15 protein-coding genes are annotated in these 16,871 nt (G+C 74.2%); 14 read left to right on the top strand and 1 reads right to left on the bottom strand.

Annotated elements, in window-relative coordinates; translation table 11 throughout:
- Window positions 1-42: 42 nt before the first annotated feature.
- On the bottom strand, window positions 43-795 hold the full coding sequence (dprE2, locus tag BLS70_RS08430; protein ID WP_218122336.1) for a decaprenylphospho-beta-D-erythro-pentofuranosid-2-ulose 2-reductase: 753 nt from the start codon (window positions 793-795) through the stop codon (window positions 43-45).
- 44 nt (window positions 796-839) lie between these two features.
- Between dprE2 and BLS70_RS08425 the strand changes: the two genes are divergently transcribed.
- The 14 genes from BLS70_RS08425 (at window position 840) to hpf (ending at window position 16,847) form a co-directional block, all read left to right on the top strand.
- On the top strand, window positions 840-1,247 hold the full coding sequence (locus tag BLS70_RS08425) for a DUF3499 domain-containing protein (protein WP_369406223.1): 408 nt from the start codon (window positions 840-842) through the stop codon (window positions 1,245-1,247).
- A gap of 70 nt (window positions 1,248-1,317) precedes the next feature.
- The gene (locus BLS70_RS08420; RefSeq protein WP_091765734.1) at window positions 1,318-2,682 is read left to right on the top strand and encodes a phosphomannomutase/phosphoglucomutase; all 1,365 of its coding nucleotides are present in this window, start codon (window positions 1,318-1,320) and stop codon (window positions 2,680-2,682) included.
- A complete protein-coding gene (locus BLS70_RS08415; RefSeq protein WP_176946334.1) occupies window positions 2,679-2,927 on the top strand; it encodes a Trm112 family protein in 249 nt (82 codons plus the stop codon). The genes BLS70_RS08420 and BLS70_RS08415 overlap by 4 nt, the downstream gene beginning before the upstream one ends.
- Window positions 2,924-4,066, top strand: coding sequence for an SIS domain-containing protein (locus BLS70_RS08410; RefSeq protein ID WP_091765729.1), 1,143 nt, complete (start codon window positions 2,924-2,926; stop codon window positions 4,064-4,066). Before BLS70_RS08415 ends, BLS70_RS08410 begins: the two co-directional genes overlap by 4 nt.
- A gap of 64 nt (window positions 4,067-4,130) precedes the next feature.
- Complete coding sequence (locus BLS70_RS08405; protein ID WP_091765726.1) at window positions 4,131-5,081, top strand: DUF808 domain-containing protein; 951 nt, start codon at window positions 4,131-4,133, stop codon at window positions 5,079-5,081.
- A 19-nt stretch (window positions 5,082-5,100) separates the two neighbouring features.
- Complete coding sequence (locus BLS70_RS08400; RefSeq protein WP_091765723.1) at window positions 5,101-6,960, top strand: glycerol-3-phosphate dehydrogenase/oxidase; 1,860 nt, start codon at window positions 5,101-5,103, stop codon at window positions 6,958-6,960.
- A 9-nt stretch (window positions 6,961-6,969) separates the two neighbouring features.
- A complete protein-coding gene (gene manA / locus BLS70_RS08395) occupies window positions 6,970-8,145 on the top strand; it encodes a mannose-6-phosphate isomerase, class I (protein ID WP_091765720.1) in 1,176 nt (391 codons plus the stop codon).
- Between the two features lie 100 nt (window positions 8,146-8,245).
- Complete coding sequence (locus BLS70_RS08390; RefSeq protein WP_255362331.1) at window positions 8,246-9,283, top strand: HNH endonuclease family protein; 1,038 nt, start codon at window positions 8,246-8,248, stop codon at window positions 9,281-9,283.
- A gap of 188 nt (window positions 9,284-9,471) precedes the next feature.
- Window positions 9,472-10,968, top strand: a complete 1,497-nt coding sequence (ahcY, locus tag BLS70_RS08385; protein WP_091765717.1) for an adenosylhomocysteinase — start codon at window positions 9,472-9,474, stop codon at window positions 10,966-10,968.
- A 95-nt stretch (window positions 10,969-11,063) separates the two neighbouring features.
- The gene (mtrA, locus tag BLS70_RS08380; protein WP_439645384.1) at window positions 11,064-11,771 is read left to right on the top strand and encodes an MtrAB system response regulator MtrA; all 708 of its coding nucleotides are present in this window, start codon (window positions 11,064-11,066) and stop codon (window positions 11,769-11,771) included.
- Between the two features lie 55 nt (window positions 11,772-11,826).
- Window positions 11,827-13,545, top strand: coding sequence for an MtrAB system histidine kinase MtrB (gene mtrB / locus BLS70_RS08375; RefSeq protein ID WP_255362330.1), 1,719 nt, complete (start codon window positions 11,827-11,829; stop codon window positions 13,543-13,545).
- Window positions 13,542-15,272, top strand: coding sequence for an LpqB family beta-propeller domain-containing protein (locus BLS70_RS08370; protein ID WP_091765711.1), 1,731 nt, complete (start codon window positions 13,542-13,544; stop codon window positions 15,270-15,272). The genes mtrB and BLS70_RS08370 overlap by 4 nt, the downstream gene beginning before the upstream one ends.
- A gap of 64 nt (window positions 15,273-15,336) precedes the next feature.
- Window positions 15,337-16,119 carry a ComF family protein gene (locus BLS70_RS08365; RefSeq protein WP_255362329.1) on the top strand — a complete coding sequence of 261 codons (783 nt, stop codon included), beginning with the start codon at window positions 15,337-15,339 and terminating at the stop codon, window positions 16,117-16,119.
- 41 nt (window positions 16,120-16,160) lie between these two features.
- Complete coding sequence (gene hpf, locus BLS70_RS08360) at window positions 16,161-16,847, top strand: ribosome hibernation-promoting factor, HPF/YfiA family (protein WP_091765707.1); 687 nt, start codon at window positions 16,161-16,163, stop codon at window positions 16,845-16,847.
- Window positions 16,848-16,871 lie beyond the last annotated feature (24 nt).

The following is a 16,871-nucleotide window of genomic DNA, read 5'->3' as shown; positions in this document are numbered from 1 at the left end:
CGAAGCCTACGGCGCGCGACCGTGCCGGGTGCGGCGACGCGGTCACCGCGGCAGCCGCCGCCAGACGGCGCGGGGGAGCAGGCGCATGAGGAAGAAGACCGGCCGCAGCACGCCCGGCACCCACACCTCACCGCGCCGTCCGCGCAGCGCCGCGACGACGGCGTCGGCCACCTGGTCCGGCGTGCTGGAGAACGGGGCCGGCGACATGCCCTCGGTCATCCGGCCGACGACGAAGCCTGGCCGCACGAGCAGCAGCCGGACGCCGGAGCCGGCCAGGGCGTCGGACAGCCCGCTGGCGAAGCCGTCGAGCCCCGCCTTCGCCGAGCCGTACACGTAGTTGGCCCGGCGTACCCGCACACCGGCCACGGACGAGAAGACGACGAGCGTGCCGCGGCCGGCCGCCCGCAGCCGCTCGGCCAGCAGGGTGAGCACGTGGACCTGCGCGGTGAGGTCGGTGTGCAGGATCGCGACCGCCGCGGCCGGGTCGCGCTCGGCGGCGGCCTGGTCGCCGAGCACGCCGAAGGCCACCACCACGGTGGAGGGGACGCCGACGCGCGCCTCCACCTCGTCGAGGACGGCGGCGTGACCGGCGAGGTCGTCGGCGTCGAAGGCCACCCGGACCACGGTCGCGGCCCCCGCCGCGCGCAGCTCCGCCTCCTGGTCGTCCAGGTCGGCGGTACGCCGCGCGGCCAGCACGAACGTCCCGCAGCCGAGCGCCGCGAGCCGGACGGCGACGGCCGTGCCGATCTCGCTGCGACCCCCGAGGACCAGGACCGGACCTGTGTCGATGCCCACGGGGTCATCGTGCAGGATGGGGTTGCCGCCGCCGAAATCCCGGTGTGCCTGCTGCGCGGTGCCCGCAGGCGGGTTTACGGTGCTCGCGTGAGGAACCGGTGGTGAGGCAGTCACGTCGCTGCTCGCGCAGCGGCTGCGCGCAACCGGCAGCGGCGACTCTGACCTACGTGTACGCGGAGTCCACGGCCGTTGTCGGGCCGTTGGCGACGTTCTCGGAGCCGCACAGCTACGACCTCTGCGAGTTCCACGCCGAGCGGCTGACCGTGCCCCGTGGCTGGGAGGTCGTCCGGCACGAGATCGACCTCGACGACGTCGGTCCGACCGGCGACGACCTGCTCGCCCTGGCCGACGCCGTCCGCGAGGCCGCCCGGCCGGAGCCCCCGCGCGACCCGGCCGACGACGGCCGCGGCACCCGGCGCGGACACCTGCGCGTCCTCCCCGACCTGTCGTAACGGCCCCGTCCAGAGGCTCGCCGCGAGCCTGCGAGGGGTGAGGAGGACGGGGTCCTTATAGGGTCACGGCGTGGCTGACCTCTCATCGATCATCAAGGCCTACGACGTGCGGGGTGTCGTCCCCGACCAGTGGGACGAGGGCGTCGCCCGGTCGATCGGGGCCGCCTTCGCCGAGTTCGTGCACGCCGAGAGCGGTGCCACGCAGATCGTCACCGCCCACGACATGCGCGAGTCGTCGGTGCCCCTGTCGCGGGCCTTCGCCGAGGGCGTGATCAGTCGCGGGCTCGACGTCGTCGAGGCCGGGCTTGGCTCGACCGACATGCTGTACTTCGCCGCCGGCTCGCTCGGGATCCCGGGCGCCATGTTCACGGCCAGCCACAACCCCGCGAAGTACAACGGCATCAAGATGTGCCGGGCCGGCGCGGCACCGATCGGGCAGGACTCCGGCCTGGCCGACATCCGCGCCTCGGCCGAGCGGGACAGCTACGACCGCGACCCCGGCCGCGTCGGCTCGGTCAGCCAGCGGGACGTCATCCACGAGTACGCCGCGCACCTGCGCGGGCTGGTCGACCTCTCCGGCGGCCGCCCCCTGAAGGTCGTCGTCGACGCCGGCAACGGCATGGGCGGGCACACCGTGCCGGTGGTCCTGGCCGACCTGCCCCTGGACGTCGTCCCGCTGTACTTCGAGCTCGACGGCTCCTTCCCGAACCACGAGGCCAACCCGCTGGACCCGGCGAACCTCGTCGACCTGCAGGCAGCGGTGCGCGAGCACGGCGCCGACATCGGTCTGGCCTTCGATGGCGACGCCGACCGGGTCTTCGTCATCGACGAGCGCGGGGAGCCCGTCAGCCCCTCGGCGGTCACCGCCCTGGTCGCCGTCCGCGAGCTGGCCAAGGGCCGCGGGACGACGATCATCCACAACCTGATCACCTCGAAGGCCGTCCCCGAGATCGTCCGGGAGCACGGCGGCGAGCCGGTGCGCACGCGGGTGGGTCACTCGTTCATCAAGGCCGAGATGGCCCGCACCGACGCCGTCTTCGGCGGCGAGCACTCGGCGCACTACTACTTCCGCGACTTCTGGCGGGCCGACACCGGCATGCTCGCGGCGATGCACGTGCTCGCCGCGCTGGGCGAGCAGTCCGGCACGCTGTCGGACCTCACCGCCGCCTACTCGCGCTACGCCGCCTCCGGGGAGATCAACTCCACGGTGGACGACGCCGCGGCGCGGATGGCCGACGTGCGGGCGGCCTTCGCCGACCAGCAGGGGGCGCGGATCGACGAGCTGGACGGGCTCACCGTCGAGCTGGGTGACGGCGCGTGGTTCAACCTGCGCGCGAGCAACACCGAGCCGCTGCTGCGGCTGAACGTGGAGGCGCCGGACGAGGCGCGGATGACCGAACTGCGGGATCAGGTACTAGGGATGGTGCGGGCATGACGAGCAACACGACGACCGGTGGACCGCTGGGGCTCGACCCCGAGCTGCTGTCCATCCTGGCCTGCCCGGACACGCACCACAGTCCGCTGACCGTCGACGAGGCGGCGAGCGAGCTGCTGTGCACCACCTGCGACCGGGCCTTCCCGGTGCGCGACGGGATCCCCGTGCTCCTCCTGGACGAGGCGCGTCGCCGAGGTGGTGGGGCTGGCGAGGGTGCCGGGGCGGGCCGAGAACACAGCGCATGATCCCGCCCGAGATCGCCGAGGAGGTCCTCGACGACCTCGAGGTGATGCGGGCGCGTGATCCGCACGGCCTGCTGCCGGCGGTCGCGGGCGCGGGCGCACAGGTCCGGGAGACCGCGCGGCTGACCCGCGAGGCGGGGCTGGAGCGGATCACCGGCGGCGGCCGGCCCCGTGGGCTGGTGATCGTCGCCCGCCGCGAGGGCGCGGTGGCCGCGTCGGTGCTGCGGGCGCTGCTCGGTCCGGCCAGCCCGGTGACCGTCGACGTCGTCCCGGGCCCGGCGCTGCCCGTGTGGACGGGGCCGAGCGACGTCGTCGTGGTCGCGACCCGCACGGGGGAGGGCGCCTACGCCGTCGCCCCTGCCTACGAGGCGGCCCGCCGCGGCGTCTCGCTGCTGGGTATCGGTGCCGAGGACGCGCCGCTGGCCGCGGCGTGCTCGATCGCCCGCGCGCCGTACGTGTCGCTGCCGACCTCCCGGGTCCGGCACACCACGCTGTGGTCGCTGCTGACCCCGATGCTCCTGCTGGCCTCCGACCTCGGGCTGCTGCCCGGGGACGTCGCCGACCCGGAGACCACCGCGGTCGCGCTCGACGCCACCGCGCAGGAGTGCGGCCCGGCGGCGCAGACCTTCCGCAACCCCGCGAAGACGCTGGCGCTGGAGCTGCTCGACTCGCTGCCGGTCATCGCCGCGGAGGGTCCGCTGGCCGCCGCGGCGGCCACCCGCATCGCCGACCAGCTGGCCACCCTGGCCGGGCTGCCCGCGACGGACTTCCGGCTGCCCGACCAGCGGGTCGCGGCCTGCTCCGTCCTCGGTGGCCCGCTGGCGCCCGCTGACGCCGACGACTTCTTCCGCGACCGGGCCGACGATCCCGGCCGGCGCCTCCGGCTGCTGACCATCCGCGACGCCGGTGCCGGAGGGCACGACGGCGCCGGTGAGCGCGAGCCGCGGTCGGCCGGTGAGGCGATGGAGCAGGTGCTGCGCACCGCCGCGACGCACAACGTCCCGGTGAGCGGCCTGGCCGAGCGGGGGCAGGCGGAGTCCGACGGCCGGCTGCCGCGGCTGGCCCGCCAGCTCGCCGTCGCCGACTTCAGCGCCGTCTACCTCGCCCTGGCGCTGGACACCCAGCGGGGGCAGAGCCGGTGACCGGGTTCGGCGGACCCCCTGGCCCGGGTACAGACCTCGTTCGGACCGACGGAAAGGACCTCCCGTGGCGGGTGGACTCGTAGCCCTGCTGGACGACGTCGCGGTGCTGGCCAGGGCCGCTGCCGCGTCGATCGACGACATCGGGGCGGCGGCGGGACGGGCGAGCATCAAGGCAGCCGGCGTCGTGGTCGACGACACCGCGGTCACCCCGCAGTACGTGCACGGGCTGAACGCCGACCGCGAGCTGCCGATCATCCGGAAGATCGCTCTGGGCTCCCTGCGCAACAAGCTGCTGATCATCCTCCCGGCGATCCTGCTGCTCAGCGAGTTCCTCGACTTCCTGCTGACCCCGATCCTGATGATCGGCGGGGCCTACCTCTGCTACGAGGGCGCGGAGAAGATCTGGCACCGGATCAGCGGCCACGCCGAGGAGCACGCCTCGGTGGAGGAGGCGCTACCGGACGAGAAGACGATCGTCACGGGCGCCGTCCGCACCGACTTCATCCTGTCGGCCGAGATCATGGTGATCTCGCTCAACGAGGTGGCGAGCGAGGGCTTCGTCTCGCGAGCGGTCATCCTGGCGGTCGTCGCGATCGGCATCACCGTGCTGGTCTACGGCGTCGTCGGGGTCATCGTGAAGATGGACGACATCGGCCTGAGCCTGGCCCAGCGATCGGGGAAGGCGGTGGCCGCGTTCGGCCGCGGCCTGGTCAAGGGGATGCCGAAGCTGCTCAGCGTGCTGACCGTGGTCGGCACCGCCGCCATGCTGTGGGTTGGCGGGCACATCATCCTGGTGGGCACCGACGAGCTGGGTCTGCACGCGATCTACGACGTGGTCCACCACCTCGAGGAGGCGGCGCACGACGCGACCGGGGCGCTCGGCGGCGTGGTGGGCTGGATCGTCAACACGATCGGCAGCGCACTGCTGGGGCTGGTGATCGGGGCGGTGATCGTGGTCGTGATGACACTCACGGTGCACCGCAAGAAGGCCGGGAGCGACGCAGGGAGCCACTGAGCGGGGGACAGTAGGGGCCATGCACTCGGGGACGACCGACCGCACGCTGCTCTCGCCCGCCCGACGGCGCGCGGACCGCGCCCGGCTCGCCGACGAGGTCGTCGACGTGCTCGTGATCGGCGGTGGCGTCACCGGTGCCGGTGCCGCCCTCGACGCGGCCAGCCGGGGCTTGACCGTGGCGCTGCTGGAGGCGCGTGACTTCGCGGCCGGCACCTCCAGCCGGTCGAGCAAGCTCATCCACGGCGGCCTGCGCTACCTGGAGCAGTTCGCCTTCCCGCTGGTGCACGAGGCGCTGCACGAGCGCGCCCGCCTGGTGCAGACGATCGCGCCGCACCTGGTCCGGCCGCTGCCCTTCCTGCTGCCCCTGACCTCGCCGGTGTGGCAGCGGGCCTACTTCGGCGCCGGTGTCGCGCTCTACGACGTGCTCGGCGCGGCCTTCACCTCGCACCGTCCGATCCCCGGCCACCGGCACCTGTCCCGGACGGCGACGCTCGAGGCGTTCCCGGGGCTGCGCCGCGACGTCGTGCGCGGGGCGATCCGCTACTGGGACGCCCAGGTCGACGACGCCCGGCACACCCTCGCCGTCGTCCGCACCGCCGCCGGCTACGGCGCCCGGGTGCTCTCCAGCGCCCGGGTGACCGGCCTCCTCCGTGACGGCGGCGACGGGGACGGCTCCGCGGCGGACGCCGCGGTCGTCGGGGTGGAGGTCGCCGACCTCACCGACGGCTCCTCCTTCACCGTGCGGGCCCGCAGCGTCGTGGCGGCCACCGGCGTCTGGAGCGACGACATCGGCACGATGCTCGGCGATGCAGCACCCGACCTCCGGGTGCGCGCCTCCAAGGGCGTGCACCTGGTCGTGCCGCGGTCGGCCATCGACGGCGGCTCGCTGGCCGCGGCGGGCGGGACGTCGGACGGGCTGATCCTGCGCACCCCCACCAGCGTGCTGTTCGTCATCCCGTGGAACGAGCAGTGGATCGTCGGCACCACCGACACCCCGTGGAAGCTCGACCGCGACCACCCCGCGGCCAGCAGTGCCGACATCGCCTACCTGCTCGACCAGGTCAACCGGGTGCTCGTCCGCCCGATCACCACCGAGCAGATCCTCGGCGTCTACGCCGGCCTGCGGCCGCTGCTGGCGGGGGAGTCCGACGACACCAGCCGGCTGTCCCGCGAGCACGCGGTGGTCACCCCGGTGCCCGGTCTGGTCCTGGTGGCTGGGGGCAAGTACACGACCTACCGCGTGATGGCGGAAGACGCCGTCGACGCCGCCGTCGCCGGGCTGCCCGGGGTGCCGGCGTCGCGCACCGCGCACCTGCCGCTGGTGGGGGCGCACCGCTGGACCGAGGTGCGCGACCGCGCCGCCCAGTTGGCCGCCGCCGCCGGCGTGCCCGAGGCGGCCGTCGAACGCCTGCTGCACCGGCACGGCGACCGCACCGCCGACGTGCTGGCCCTGGCCGCCGACGACCCCGGCCTCGCGCAGCCGCTGCCCGGTGCGCCCGGCTACCTGGCGGCCGAGGTCGTGCACGCCGTCACCGCCGAGGGCGCGCTGCACCTCGACGACGTACTGACCCGGCGCACCCGCATCTCCATCGAGACGGCGCACCGCGGCGTGGAGACGGCGGCCCGGGTCGCCGAGCTCATGGCCCGCGAGCTCGGTTGGGACGAGGAGCGCACCACCCGGGAGGTCGCCCACTACACCGCGCGGGTCGACGCCGAGCGCGAATCGCAGCGGATGCCCGACGACCGGACCGCCGACGCGGCGCGGCTCGGTGCGGCCGACGTGCGCGCCGGGGTGGCCTCACCCCGACGGGGGGAACTGGTGCCGCAGGAGGATCTGCGGGTGGCGACGGGGGGTTCCGGCGCCGGACCCGCGCGTTAGCCTGGGCCGATGTGGCAGCTTCAGAATGCGGTGCGTCACTACCCGTGGGGTTCGCACACCGTCATCCCGGAGCTGATCGGCGCGCCGTCGCCGGCTGAGCGCCCGCACGCCGAGCTGTGGATGGGCGCCCATCCCGACGAGCCGAGCGTGCGCTCCGACGGGATGCCGCTGGACAAGGCGATCGTCACCGAGCCCGAGCTCCTGCTCGGCCCCGAGGTCCTCGAGCGGTTCGGCGTCCGGTTGCCCTTCCTCATGAAGGTGCTCGCCGCGGAGAAGCCGGTGTCGCTGCAGGCGCACCCCACCACCGAGCAGGCCGAGGTCGGCTTCGCCGCCGAGGAGGCGGCCGGGGTGCCGCGCGACGACCCGACGCGCACCTTCCGCGACCCCTTCCACAAGCCCGAGATGCTCGTGGCGCTGACCACGGTCGAGGCGCTCTGCGGCTTCCGCCCGGTCGAGGAGTCGCTGCACTGCCTGGCCAAGCTCCAGGTGCCCGAGCTCAAGCCCACGATCGCCGCGCTCGCCCGCGGCGGGCTGCGCTCGGTCATCCCGCAGCTGCTGGCGCTGCCGCCGGACCAGCGCGACGTGCTGGTCTCCGAGGTGGCCCGGGCAGCGGCCGGGTTCGTCTCGGCGCACGACCCGGAGTTCATCAACACCTACCGCTGGGCGGCCGCGCTGGCCGAGACCTACCCCGGTGACCCGGGCGTCGTCATCTCGCTGATGTGCAACCACCTGCGGCTGGCGCCCGGGGAGGCCGTGTTCCTGCCGGCGGGGAACCTGCACGCCTACCTGTGCGGTGCCGGCGTCGAGGTCATGGCCAGCTCCGACAACGTGCTCCGGGGCGGGCTGACCGGCAAGCACGTGGACCTCGCGGCCCTCATCGAGGTGCTCGACTTCACCGACGGGCGCGTGCCCGTGCTCCGCCCGGTCCTCGGCCCCGGAGGGCTGCGCTACCCGGTGCCGGTCGAGGAGTTCGACCTCACCCTCTGCCAGCTCGGCGACCAGGTCGGCACGCTGACCACCCGCGGGCCCCAGCTGGTGCTGTGCACGGAGGGCACTGCCGTGCTCTCCACGGCCGACGACGAGCTGACCCTGCCCCAGGGTGCCTCGGCCTTCCTGCCCGCGGGCACCCCCGTCAGCGCCCGCGGTCCCGCCGTCCTCTACCGGGTGACCACGAACCTCTCCTGAGGGGATCGCTCCCGGACCGCCGGGGCGCGTGTCGCAGCACCGGGGGAGCGGGGGACCTGCCTACGGTCCGGGCGCTGTCGTCTGCGCCTGGGGGAATGTCGTGTCCGCTCGTCCGCCGGGCCGCACCGGGCGCGCCGCCCGCGTGGCGCTCGCCCCGCTGCTGGCCACCCTCCTCCTGAGCGGCTGCGCCGCGACGACGCAGGCCGACGGGGTCGCCGTCCCGCCGGAGACGGAGACGGCCGCCGACTCCGCCGTCGCGGAGCAGGAGACCTCCGAGGCGACCGTCCCGCCGGACGGCCTCGCCGGCACCGCGCTGAACGACGGGTCGGCCGAGGCCGTGATCGGTGGTGCCGCGCCCACGTCGGCGCTGGCCGCCCTGGCCGCGCTGGAGGTCAAGGGGCGGGCGCCGCGCACCGGGTACGACCGCGACCTCTTCGGGTCGGGCTGGGTGGACACCGACCGCAACGGCTGCGACACCCGCAACGACGTGCTCGCCCGCGACCTCACCGGCGAGACGTTCAAGCCGGGCACCCGCGACTGCGTCGTCCTCACCGGCACCCTGGCCGATCCGTACTCGGGCCGCACCATCGAGTTCCGGCGCGGTCAGGACACCAGCGACGACGTCCAGATCGACCACGTGGTCGCGCTGTCGGACGCCTGGCAGAAGGGCGCCCAGCAGTGGGACGCCGACCGGCGCGCGGCCTTCGCCAACGACCCGCTGAACCTGCTGGCCGTCGACGGCCCGCTCAACATGCAGAAGGGCGACGGGGACGCCGCCACCTGGCTGCCGCCCACGACCTCGTTCCGGTGCGCCTACGTCGCCCGCCAGGTTGCGGTGAAGATCCGCTACGGCGCGTGGGTGACCCCGGCCGAGAAGAACACGATGGCCACGGTGCTGAGCGTCTGCCCGGCCGAGCCCTTGCCCGGGGGAGTGGTGGCCACCCGGCCCCAGGCCGCCCCGGCGCCTGCGCCCGCTCCGGCACCGGCTCCGTCACCGGCTCCGGCCCCGTCAGTGCCCGTGTCGTTCCAGAACTGCGCCGCGGTGCGCGCTGCGGGCGCCGCACCGATCCGCCCCGGCGATCCCGGCTGGGACCAGAAGTTCGACGGCGACGGGGACGGCGTCGGCTGCGACTCCTGAATCCGGGCGAGGAACAGGCTCCCGACCGCGTCGGCGCGGAACCCGGTTGCGTGCAGCCGGTACCCTGGGTCCCGGCACGAGCCCCGCCGAAGCCTCGGCATGCTCGCTCTCCCCGGTCACGGGGATCGAAGCGACCCTGCATCCGACTGCACCGCCCGGCCGCCGCGCCGGGCACATCTGGAGCTCACATGACCGCCAGCACTGGCACCCGCACGCTGTCCACCCCCACCGGCGAGGCCGACTTCAAGGTCGCCGACCTCTCCCTCGCCGGCTTCGGCCGCAAGGAGATCCAGCTCGCCGAGCACGAGATGCCCGGCCTGGTGGCGCTGCGCGCCGAGTACGGCGACGCCCAGCCGCTGGCCGGCGCGCGCATCGCCGGCTCGCTGCACATGACCGTGCAGACCGCCGTCCTCATCGAGACGCTGACCGCCCTGGGCGCCGACGTCCGCTGGGTCAGCTGCAACATCTTCTCCACGCAGGACCACGCCGCCGCGGCCATCGTCGTCGGCGAGGGCACCCCCGAGGAGCCCACCGGCGTCCCGGTCTTCGCCTGGAAGGGCGAGAGCCTCCCCGAGTACTGGTGGTGCACCCAGCGCCTCTTCGAGTTCCGCGACGAGAGCGGCACCGTCGTCGGCCCGAACATGCTGCTCGACGACGGCGGCGACGCCACCCTGCTGGTCCACCTGGGCACTCGCTTCGAGGCCGACGGCGTCGTCCCCGACACGACCGACGCCGACTCCGAGGAGTACGCGGTCATCCTCGAGACCCTCCGCGGCACGCTGGCCGAGGACGGTCAGTACTGGACCCGCATCGGCCAAGGCATCAAGGGCGTCACCGAGGAGACCACCACCGGCGTCATGCGGCTCTACGAGCTCGCGCGCGACGGCCGCCTGCTCTTCCCGGCGATCAACGTCAACGACTCGGTCACCAAGAGCAAGTTCGACAACCTCTACGGCTGCCGCCACTCGCTCATCGACGGCCTCAACCGCGCCACCGACGTCATGATCGGCGGCAAGGTTGCCGTCGTCTGCGGCTACGGCGACGTGGGCAAGGGCTGCGCGGAGTCCCTCCGCGGCCAGGGCGCGCGCGTGATCATCACCGAGATCGACCCGATCTGCGCCCTCCAGGCCGCCATGCACGGCTACGAGGTCACGACGCTGGACGAGGTGATCGGCAAGGCCGACATCATCATCACCACGACCGGCAACAAGGACATCATCTCGGCCGAGCAGCTGGCCTCGACCAAGCACCAGGCGATCATCGGCAACATCGGTCACTTCGACAACGAGATCGACATGGCCGGCCTGGCGAAGACCCCGGGCGTCGTCCGGACGACGATCAAGCCGCAGGTCGACGAGTGGCGGTTCGAGGACGGCCACACGATCATCGTGCTCTCCGAGGGCCGGCTGCTGAACCTGGGCAACGCCACCGGGCACCCGAGCTTCGTCATGAGCGCCTCGTTCTCCAACCAGACGCTGGCCCAGATCGAGCTGTGGAACAACCGGGCCGCCTACGAGGGCAAGACCCCCGGCGTCACCGTGCTCCCGAAGAAGCTCGACGAGCACGTGGCCCGGCTCCACCTGGACGCCCTCGGCGTGAAGCTCACCGAGCTGTCCAAGGTGCAGGCCGACTACATCGGCGTGCCGGTCGAGGGTCCCTACAAGAGCGACCACTACCGCTACTGACGCAAAGCCCCTGCACGGGGCCATGTCACGCCTGGGAGGCGGCTCACCCTGATGGGTGGGCCGCTTCCCTTGCCTCACAGCGCAGAATGGTCGCCGTGCCACCCACCGCTCCGCAGAACGGGCCCAGCCGCGGCCGTGTCCTCGTCGTCGACGACGACGCCGCCCTCGCCGAGATGCTCGGGATCGTGCTGCGCCGGGAGGGGTACGAACCGGCGTTCGTCTCCGACGGCAACCGCGCCCTCGGCGTCTTCCAGCAGACCCGGCCGGACCTCGTCCTCCTGGACCTGATGCTGCCGGGCCGCAACGGCCTGCAGATCTGCCAGGACATCCGGACGCAGTCGACCGTGCCGATCGTGATGCTCACCGCCAAGGGCGACACCATCGACGTCGTCCAGGGGCTGGAGGCCGGCGCCGACGACTACGTCACCAAGCCGTTCAAGCCCGTCGAGCTGGTCGCCCGCGTGCGCGCCCAGCTGCGCCGCGGCGAGACCGGGCAGGCCGAGAGCCTCGCCATCGGGGACGTGCAGATCGACGTGCCCGCCCACCAGGTCACCCGGGACGGCGTGCCCGTCGCGCTGACGCCGCTGGAGTTCGACCTGCTCGTGGCGCTGGCCCGCAAGCCGCGGCAGGTCTTCACCCGCGAGCTGCTGCTCGAGCAGGTGTGGGGCTACCGTCACGCCGCCGATACCCGGCTGGTCAACGTCCACGTGCAGCGTCTCCGCGCCAAGATCGAGAAGGACCCGGAGAAGCCCGAGGTCGTCCTCACCGTCCGCGGCGTCGGCTACAAGGCCGGCCCGCCCTGACCGGTCCGGGGACCGGCATCCCCGCGTAGGGCGCCGGGTCGCCGACAATGGCTGCGTGACCGCCACCCGAACGCCCCCGGTGGACACCGGCATGCCCGGTGCGCCCGGGCCCGGGCGTCCCGGCGCGGCGGAGCTGGAGCGGATCCGCCGGGGGCTGGGCCGGCGGGCCGGCGCCGCCCGGCGCCGCGTCCGGAGAGTCTCCCGCCGCACCGCCAGCCGCGCGGTGCACGCCTGGCGGTCGTCTCTGCAGGTGCGCATCGGCGCCATCACGATGGTCGTTGCCGGCATCGTCGTGATCATCGTGAGCCTGGTGCTGTTCAGCCAGATCCGCGACCAGCTGCTGTCGGTCAAGCGGCAGGCGGCGGTCGACCAGGCCCAGGCCGGCGTGCTCTACGCGCAGGAAGAGATCACCGGCGGGATCGCGACGGGGGACGCGGCGAGCGTGCGGGCCACGCTGGACCGGACGGTCAGCGCCCTCCAGCAGCGCGGCGGCGCGGCCGGTGACTTCGACGTCGTCATGACCTACCGGACGGGGGACCGGGAGGTCCCCGGCGCCAGCCGGGCGTCCATCTACCCCGCGCTGCCCGAGGACCTGCGGGCCGACGTCGACGCCGGCAACCAGTCCTACCGCTATGCCGAGATCCCCGACGCCGCGGGCGAGCCCCGGGCCTCCCTGGTCGTCGGCGCCCCGGTGCAGGGCGGCACCGCGGGCAGCGCGCAGATCGAGCTCTACTACGTCTTCCCGCTGAGCCAGGAGGCCGAGAGCCTCTCGCTGATCCGCAGCACGGTGGTGATCAGCGGGTTCGCGCTGACGATGTTCGTCGTCGGCATCGCCGTTCTGGTGACCCGCCTGGTGGTCGACCCCGTCCGCCGGGCCGCCGGCACCGCCCAGCGGCTGGCCGAGGGGCAGCTCGAGGAGCGCATGGTGGTGCGCGGCGAGGACGACCTCGCCCGGCTGGCCACCAGCTTCAACGCCATGGCCGACAGCCTCCAGCGGCAGATCACCCAGCTGGAGGGGCTCTCCCAGCTGCAACAGCGCTTCACCTCCGACGTCTCGCACGAGCTGCGCACGCCGTTGACCACCGTCCAGATGGCCGCCGAGGTGCTGCACGAGGCGCGGGGCGACTTCCCGCCGCACGTCGCGCGCTCGGCCGAGCTGCTGCGGGCCGAGCTCGACCGGTTCGAGAGCCTGCTCACCGATCTGCTGGAGATCAGCCGCTACGACGCCGGGGTCGCGGTGCTGGACGCGGAACCGACGGACCTCGGGGCGCTGGCGGCGAGGGTGGCGGCCGGGATGTGGTCCCTCGCCGAGCGGCACGGGTGCGAGCTCACCGTGGACCGGCCCGACGAGGACGTCATCGCCGAGGTCGACGCGCGCCGGGTGGAGCGCATCCTGCGCAACCTCGTCGGCAACGCCATCGAGCACGGCGCCGGGCGGCCGGTGGAGATCACCCTCGCCGCGAACCGCACGGCCGCGGCCCTCACGGTGCGCGACCACGGGGTCGGGCTCACCTCCGCCGACGCGCAGCACGTCTTCGACCGCTTCTGGCGCGCCGACCCCTCGCGGGTCCGCAGCGTCGGTGGCAGCGGGCTCGGCCTGTCGATCAGCCTCGAGGACGCACGGCTGCACGGGGGGTGGCTGCAGGTCTGGGGGCAGCCTGGATCCGGCGCCCAGTTCCGGTTGACCGTGCCCCTCGCCGCGGGCGGGGAGCTCACCGGCTCCCCACTGCCGCTGCGGCCGGCCGTCGTCCGTCGTCCGGGAGGCCCGGCGTGAGCCGCCGGAGCGGCGCTCCGGCGCTGGCCGCCGCGCTGCTGCTGGGCGCGACCGCCTGCTCGATCGTGCCCACCAGCTCCCCGACGGTGCAGATCACCCAGGCGCCCGAGCGCCCGGCGCCCGAGTTCATCAGCGAGCCGTTGCCGCCCGCCCGGGGAGCGACGCCCGAGGACGTCGTCCGGGGGTTCATCGACGCGGCGGCCAGCAGCGTGCCCGAGCGCCCCGTGGCCAAGGACTACCTGACCCCCGAGGCGGCGAGCACGTGGTCCGACGCCGGCGGCATCACGATCATCAGCCCCGGCTTCGCGACGGCGGCCAGCGAGGCCGGCTCGGTCGTCGTCACCGCCGACCTGGTCGGCACGGTCGACCAGCGCGGCATCTTCACCGTGGCCGGCACCGAGCCGTTCAGCTACGAGTTCCCGCTGGCCGAGGTCGACGGCGAGTGGCGGATCAGCGACCCCCCGGACGGCCTGGTCATCCTCGAGACCGACTTCGAGCGGCTCTACGACCCCGTCGACGGCTACTTCCTCGACCCCACGCTCCGGCAGCTCGTCCCCGATCCGCGCTACCTCATCGGCGGGGAGGCGCAGCCCACCGCCCTCGTGGAGCGCCTGGTCCAGGGACCGTCCGCGGCGCTCGCCGCCGGCGTGGAGAACCCGCTGGCCGGCGCAGGACTGGCGCGCACGGTCACCGTGGACGACCAGGTCGCGACGGTGGACCTCACCGGCTTGGACGTCGACGCCACCACTCCGTTGCGCGAGCTCAGCGCGCAGTTGGTGTGGAGCCTGACGCGGCTCGACGACCTCACCATCCGCTCCGTGGTGGTCACCCTCGACGGCGAGCCCCTGCCGCTGGAGGGCGTGCCCGAGGAGCAGACCACCGACGACTGGCCCGCCTTCGATCCTGACGCGACGCCGCTGGAGACCGTGGGGCACTACCTGGACGCGGGGTCGCTCCGCACCGTCGAGGACGGGGCGCCGGTCCCGGGACCGGCCGGGAACGGCGGCTACGGCCTCTCGTCGGCCGCGGTGTCGGCCGACGCCCGCACCGGCGAGCTGACCTTCCTCGCCGGCGTGCGTCCCGAGGCCGGGCAGTCGACGCTGCTGGCCGGGCCCTACGGCGGCGAGCTGGCCCCAGTGCTGACCGGACGGACGCTGAGCGCTCCCACGGTGGCGGCCACCCGTCCGGAGGTCTGGGTGGTGCGCGACGACACGGAGATCGTCCGCGTGCCCGCGGGCAGCCGGCCGCAGGCGGTCAGCGCCCCCACGCTGGCGGGGCTGGGGCGGGCGCAGGTGATCGAGCTGTCGCCGGACGGCGTGCGCGTCGCCGTCGTGGTCACCGACGTGCAGGGCGTCCCGCGCCTGCACGTGGGCACCGTGGTGCGCAACGAGGAGGGCGGCGGGGTGGCCGTCCGCGACCTCCCGCAGGTCGCACCCACCCTCTCGCCGGTCGTCGACGTCGCCTGGCGGTCCAACGGCGAGCTGTGGGTGCTGGCCGGCGATCCGGGGGAGGAGGCGCCGTACTCGCTCGGTGTCGACGGCTGGGGGCTCTCCCAGCAGGTCACCTCGGGCCTGCCGGACCAGCCCACGTCGCTGGGAGCCGCCCCGGGGCGGGAGCCGTTGGTCGTCGCCGGCGGCCGGCTCTGGCGGTGGGCCCGCGGGACGTGGGTGACCCTCGTCCCGGGCAGGGAGCCGCTGGCCGGATCCGCGCCGTTCTACCCGCTGTGATCCGCCGTCCACAGCGGGGCGGCTCGGTCTCCTGACACACGGCCCGCTGGGCCAGGCTGTGGGGGTGGGCGGTTCCGCGTGGTCCGCGCTGGCCGACCTGGTGCTGCCGCGCACCTGCGCCGGCTGCGGGCTGCCCGGGCACCTGCTCTGCCGCCGCTGCGCCGCGCTGCTCGCCCGCCCGCACCTGGCCACCCCGCGCCGCTTCCCGGAGGGCTTCCCACCCACGGTGGCCGCCGGCACCTACGACGGGCCGGTGCGGCCTGCCGTGCTCGCGTTCAAGGAGCGCGGCCGCGCGGAGCTCGCCCGTCCCCTGGGGACGGCGCTTGCCCTGGCCGTGGCCGCCGTCGTCTCCGCCGTCCCCGGGCCGCCGGCGGAGGTGCTGCTGGTCCCGGTGCCCAGCTCGGCGGCCGCGCTCCGGACCCGGGGACGGGACCACGTGCGGGAGCTGGCTGCGCACGCGGTGGGCGAGCTGCGCGCGGCGGGGCTTCCCGCGTCGCAGCGCCGGCTCCTGCGCCGGCACGGCCGGGTGCGCGACTCCGCCGAGCTGTCCGCGGGGCAGCGGCGGGCGAACCTCGCCGGCACGTTCGCGCCGGCCGCGGGCGCCGACGCCGGCGAGGCGCTGCTGGTCCTCGTCGACGACGTCGTGACCAGCGGCGCGACGCTGACGGAGGCGGCGTCGGTGCTGGCCGCACTGGCGCACCCGGGCGGTCCGCCGGTGCTCGGCGCCGTCGTCGCGGCCACTCCCCGGACGCCCTCGCGGGGGCGGTCCGCAGGCTCTCCGCACCCGTCGGGCGGCCCCCCCGGCGACGGCGCTGATCGACTGTCGGGACGGTGGCGGAGGGACTAGCGTCGAAGTGACCCAACGCCGGAAGTTCACCGGGAGGTCTCATGGAGATCGTCGTACGTGGTCGCAATGTCGAAGTTCCCGAGCACTACCGACAGCACGTCGAGGACAAGGTCGGGTCCACCGATCGGTTCGACGGGAAGCTGAAGATCCTCCGGATCGACGTGGAGCTCCAGCACGAGAAGAACCCACGCCAGTCCGCCCACTGCCAGCGCGTGGAGATCACGCTCCGCGGCAAGGGACCGGTGGTACGCGCCGAGGCGTCCGGCCCGGACTTCTACGCCGCGCTCGACCTCGCCACGGCCAAGCTGGAGAACAACCTGCGCCGCGCCGCCGACCGCCGTCGCGTCCACCACGGTCGCCGCACGCCGGCGAGCGTGCGGATGGCCGACAACGTCGTCCTCGGCACCGACGACGTCGCCGCCGCACCGGCGCCGCAACCGGACGGGGCCGAGGGGCCGCTGGTGACCGATCTGGACGAGCACCTGCCCGGCCAGATCGTCCGCGAGAAGCACCACCCGGCCACGCCGATGCACGTCGACCAGGCCCTCCACGAGATGGAGCTGGTCGGCCACGACTTCTACCTGTTCCAGTGCGCCGACACCGGCCAGCCCACGGTCGTCTACCGCCGGCACGCCTACGACTACGGGCTCATCCGGCTGGCGCCGGTGTCCCAGGACGGCGCCGCGCCCGCGCACATGGCCGAACCCCAGGCCGCCGCCACCGTCTGACGCCCACCCGGGCAGTTGATCATC

Origin of the sequence: Blastococcus aurantiacus, assembly GCF_900102425.1 — a bacterium.
Lineage (GTDB): Bacteria > Actinomycetota > Actinomycetes > Mycobacteriales > Geodermatophilaceae > Blastococcus > Blastococcus aurantiacus.
The sequence above is the reverse complement of the archived record's forward strand: the minus strand, read 5'-3'. Positions and strand labels throughout refer to the sequence as shown.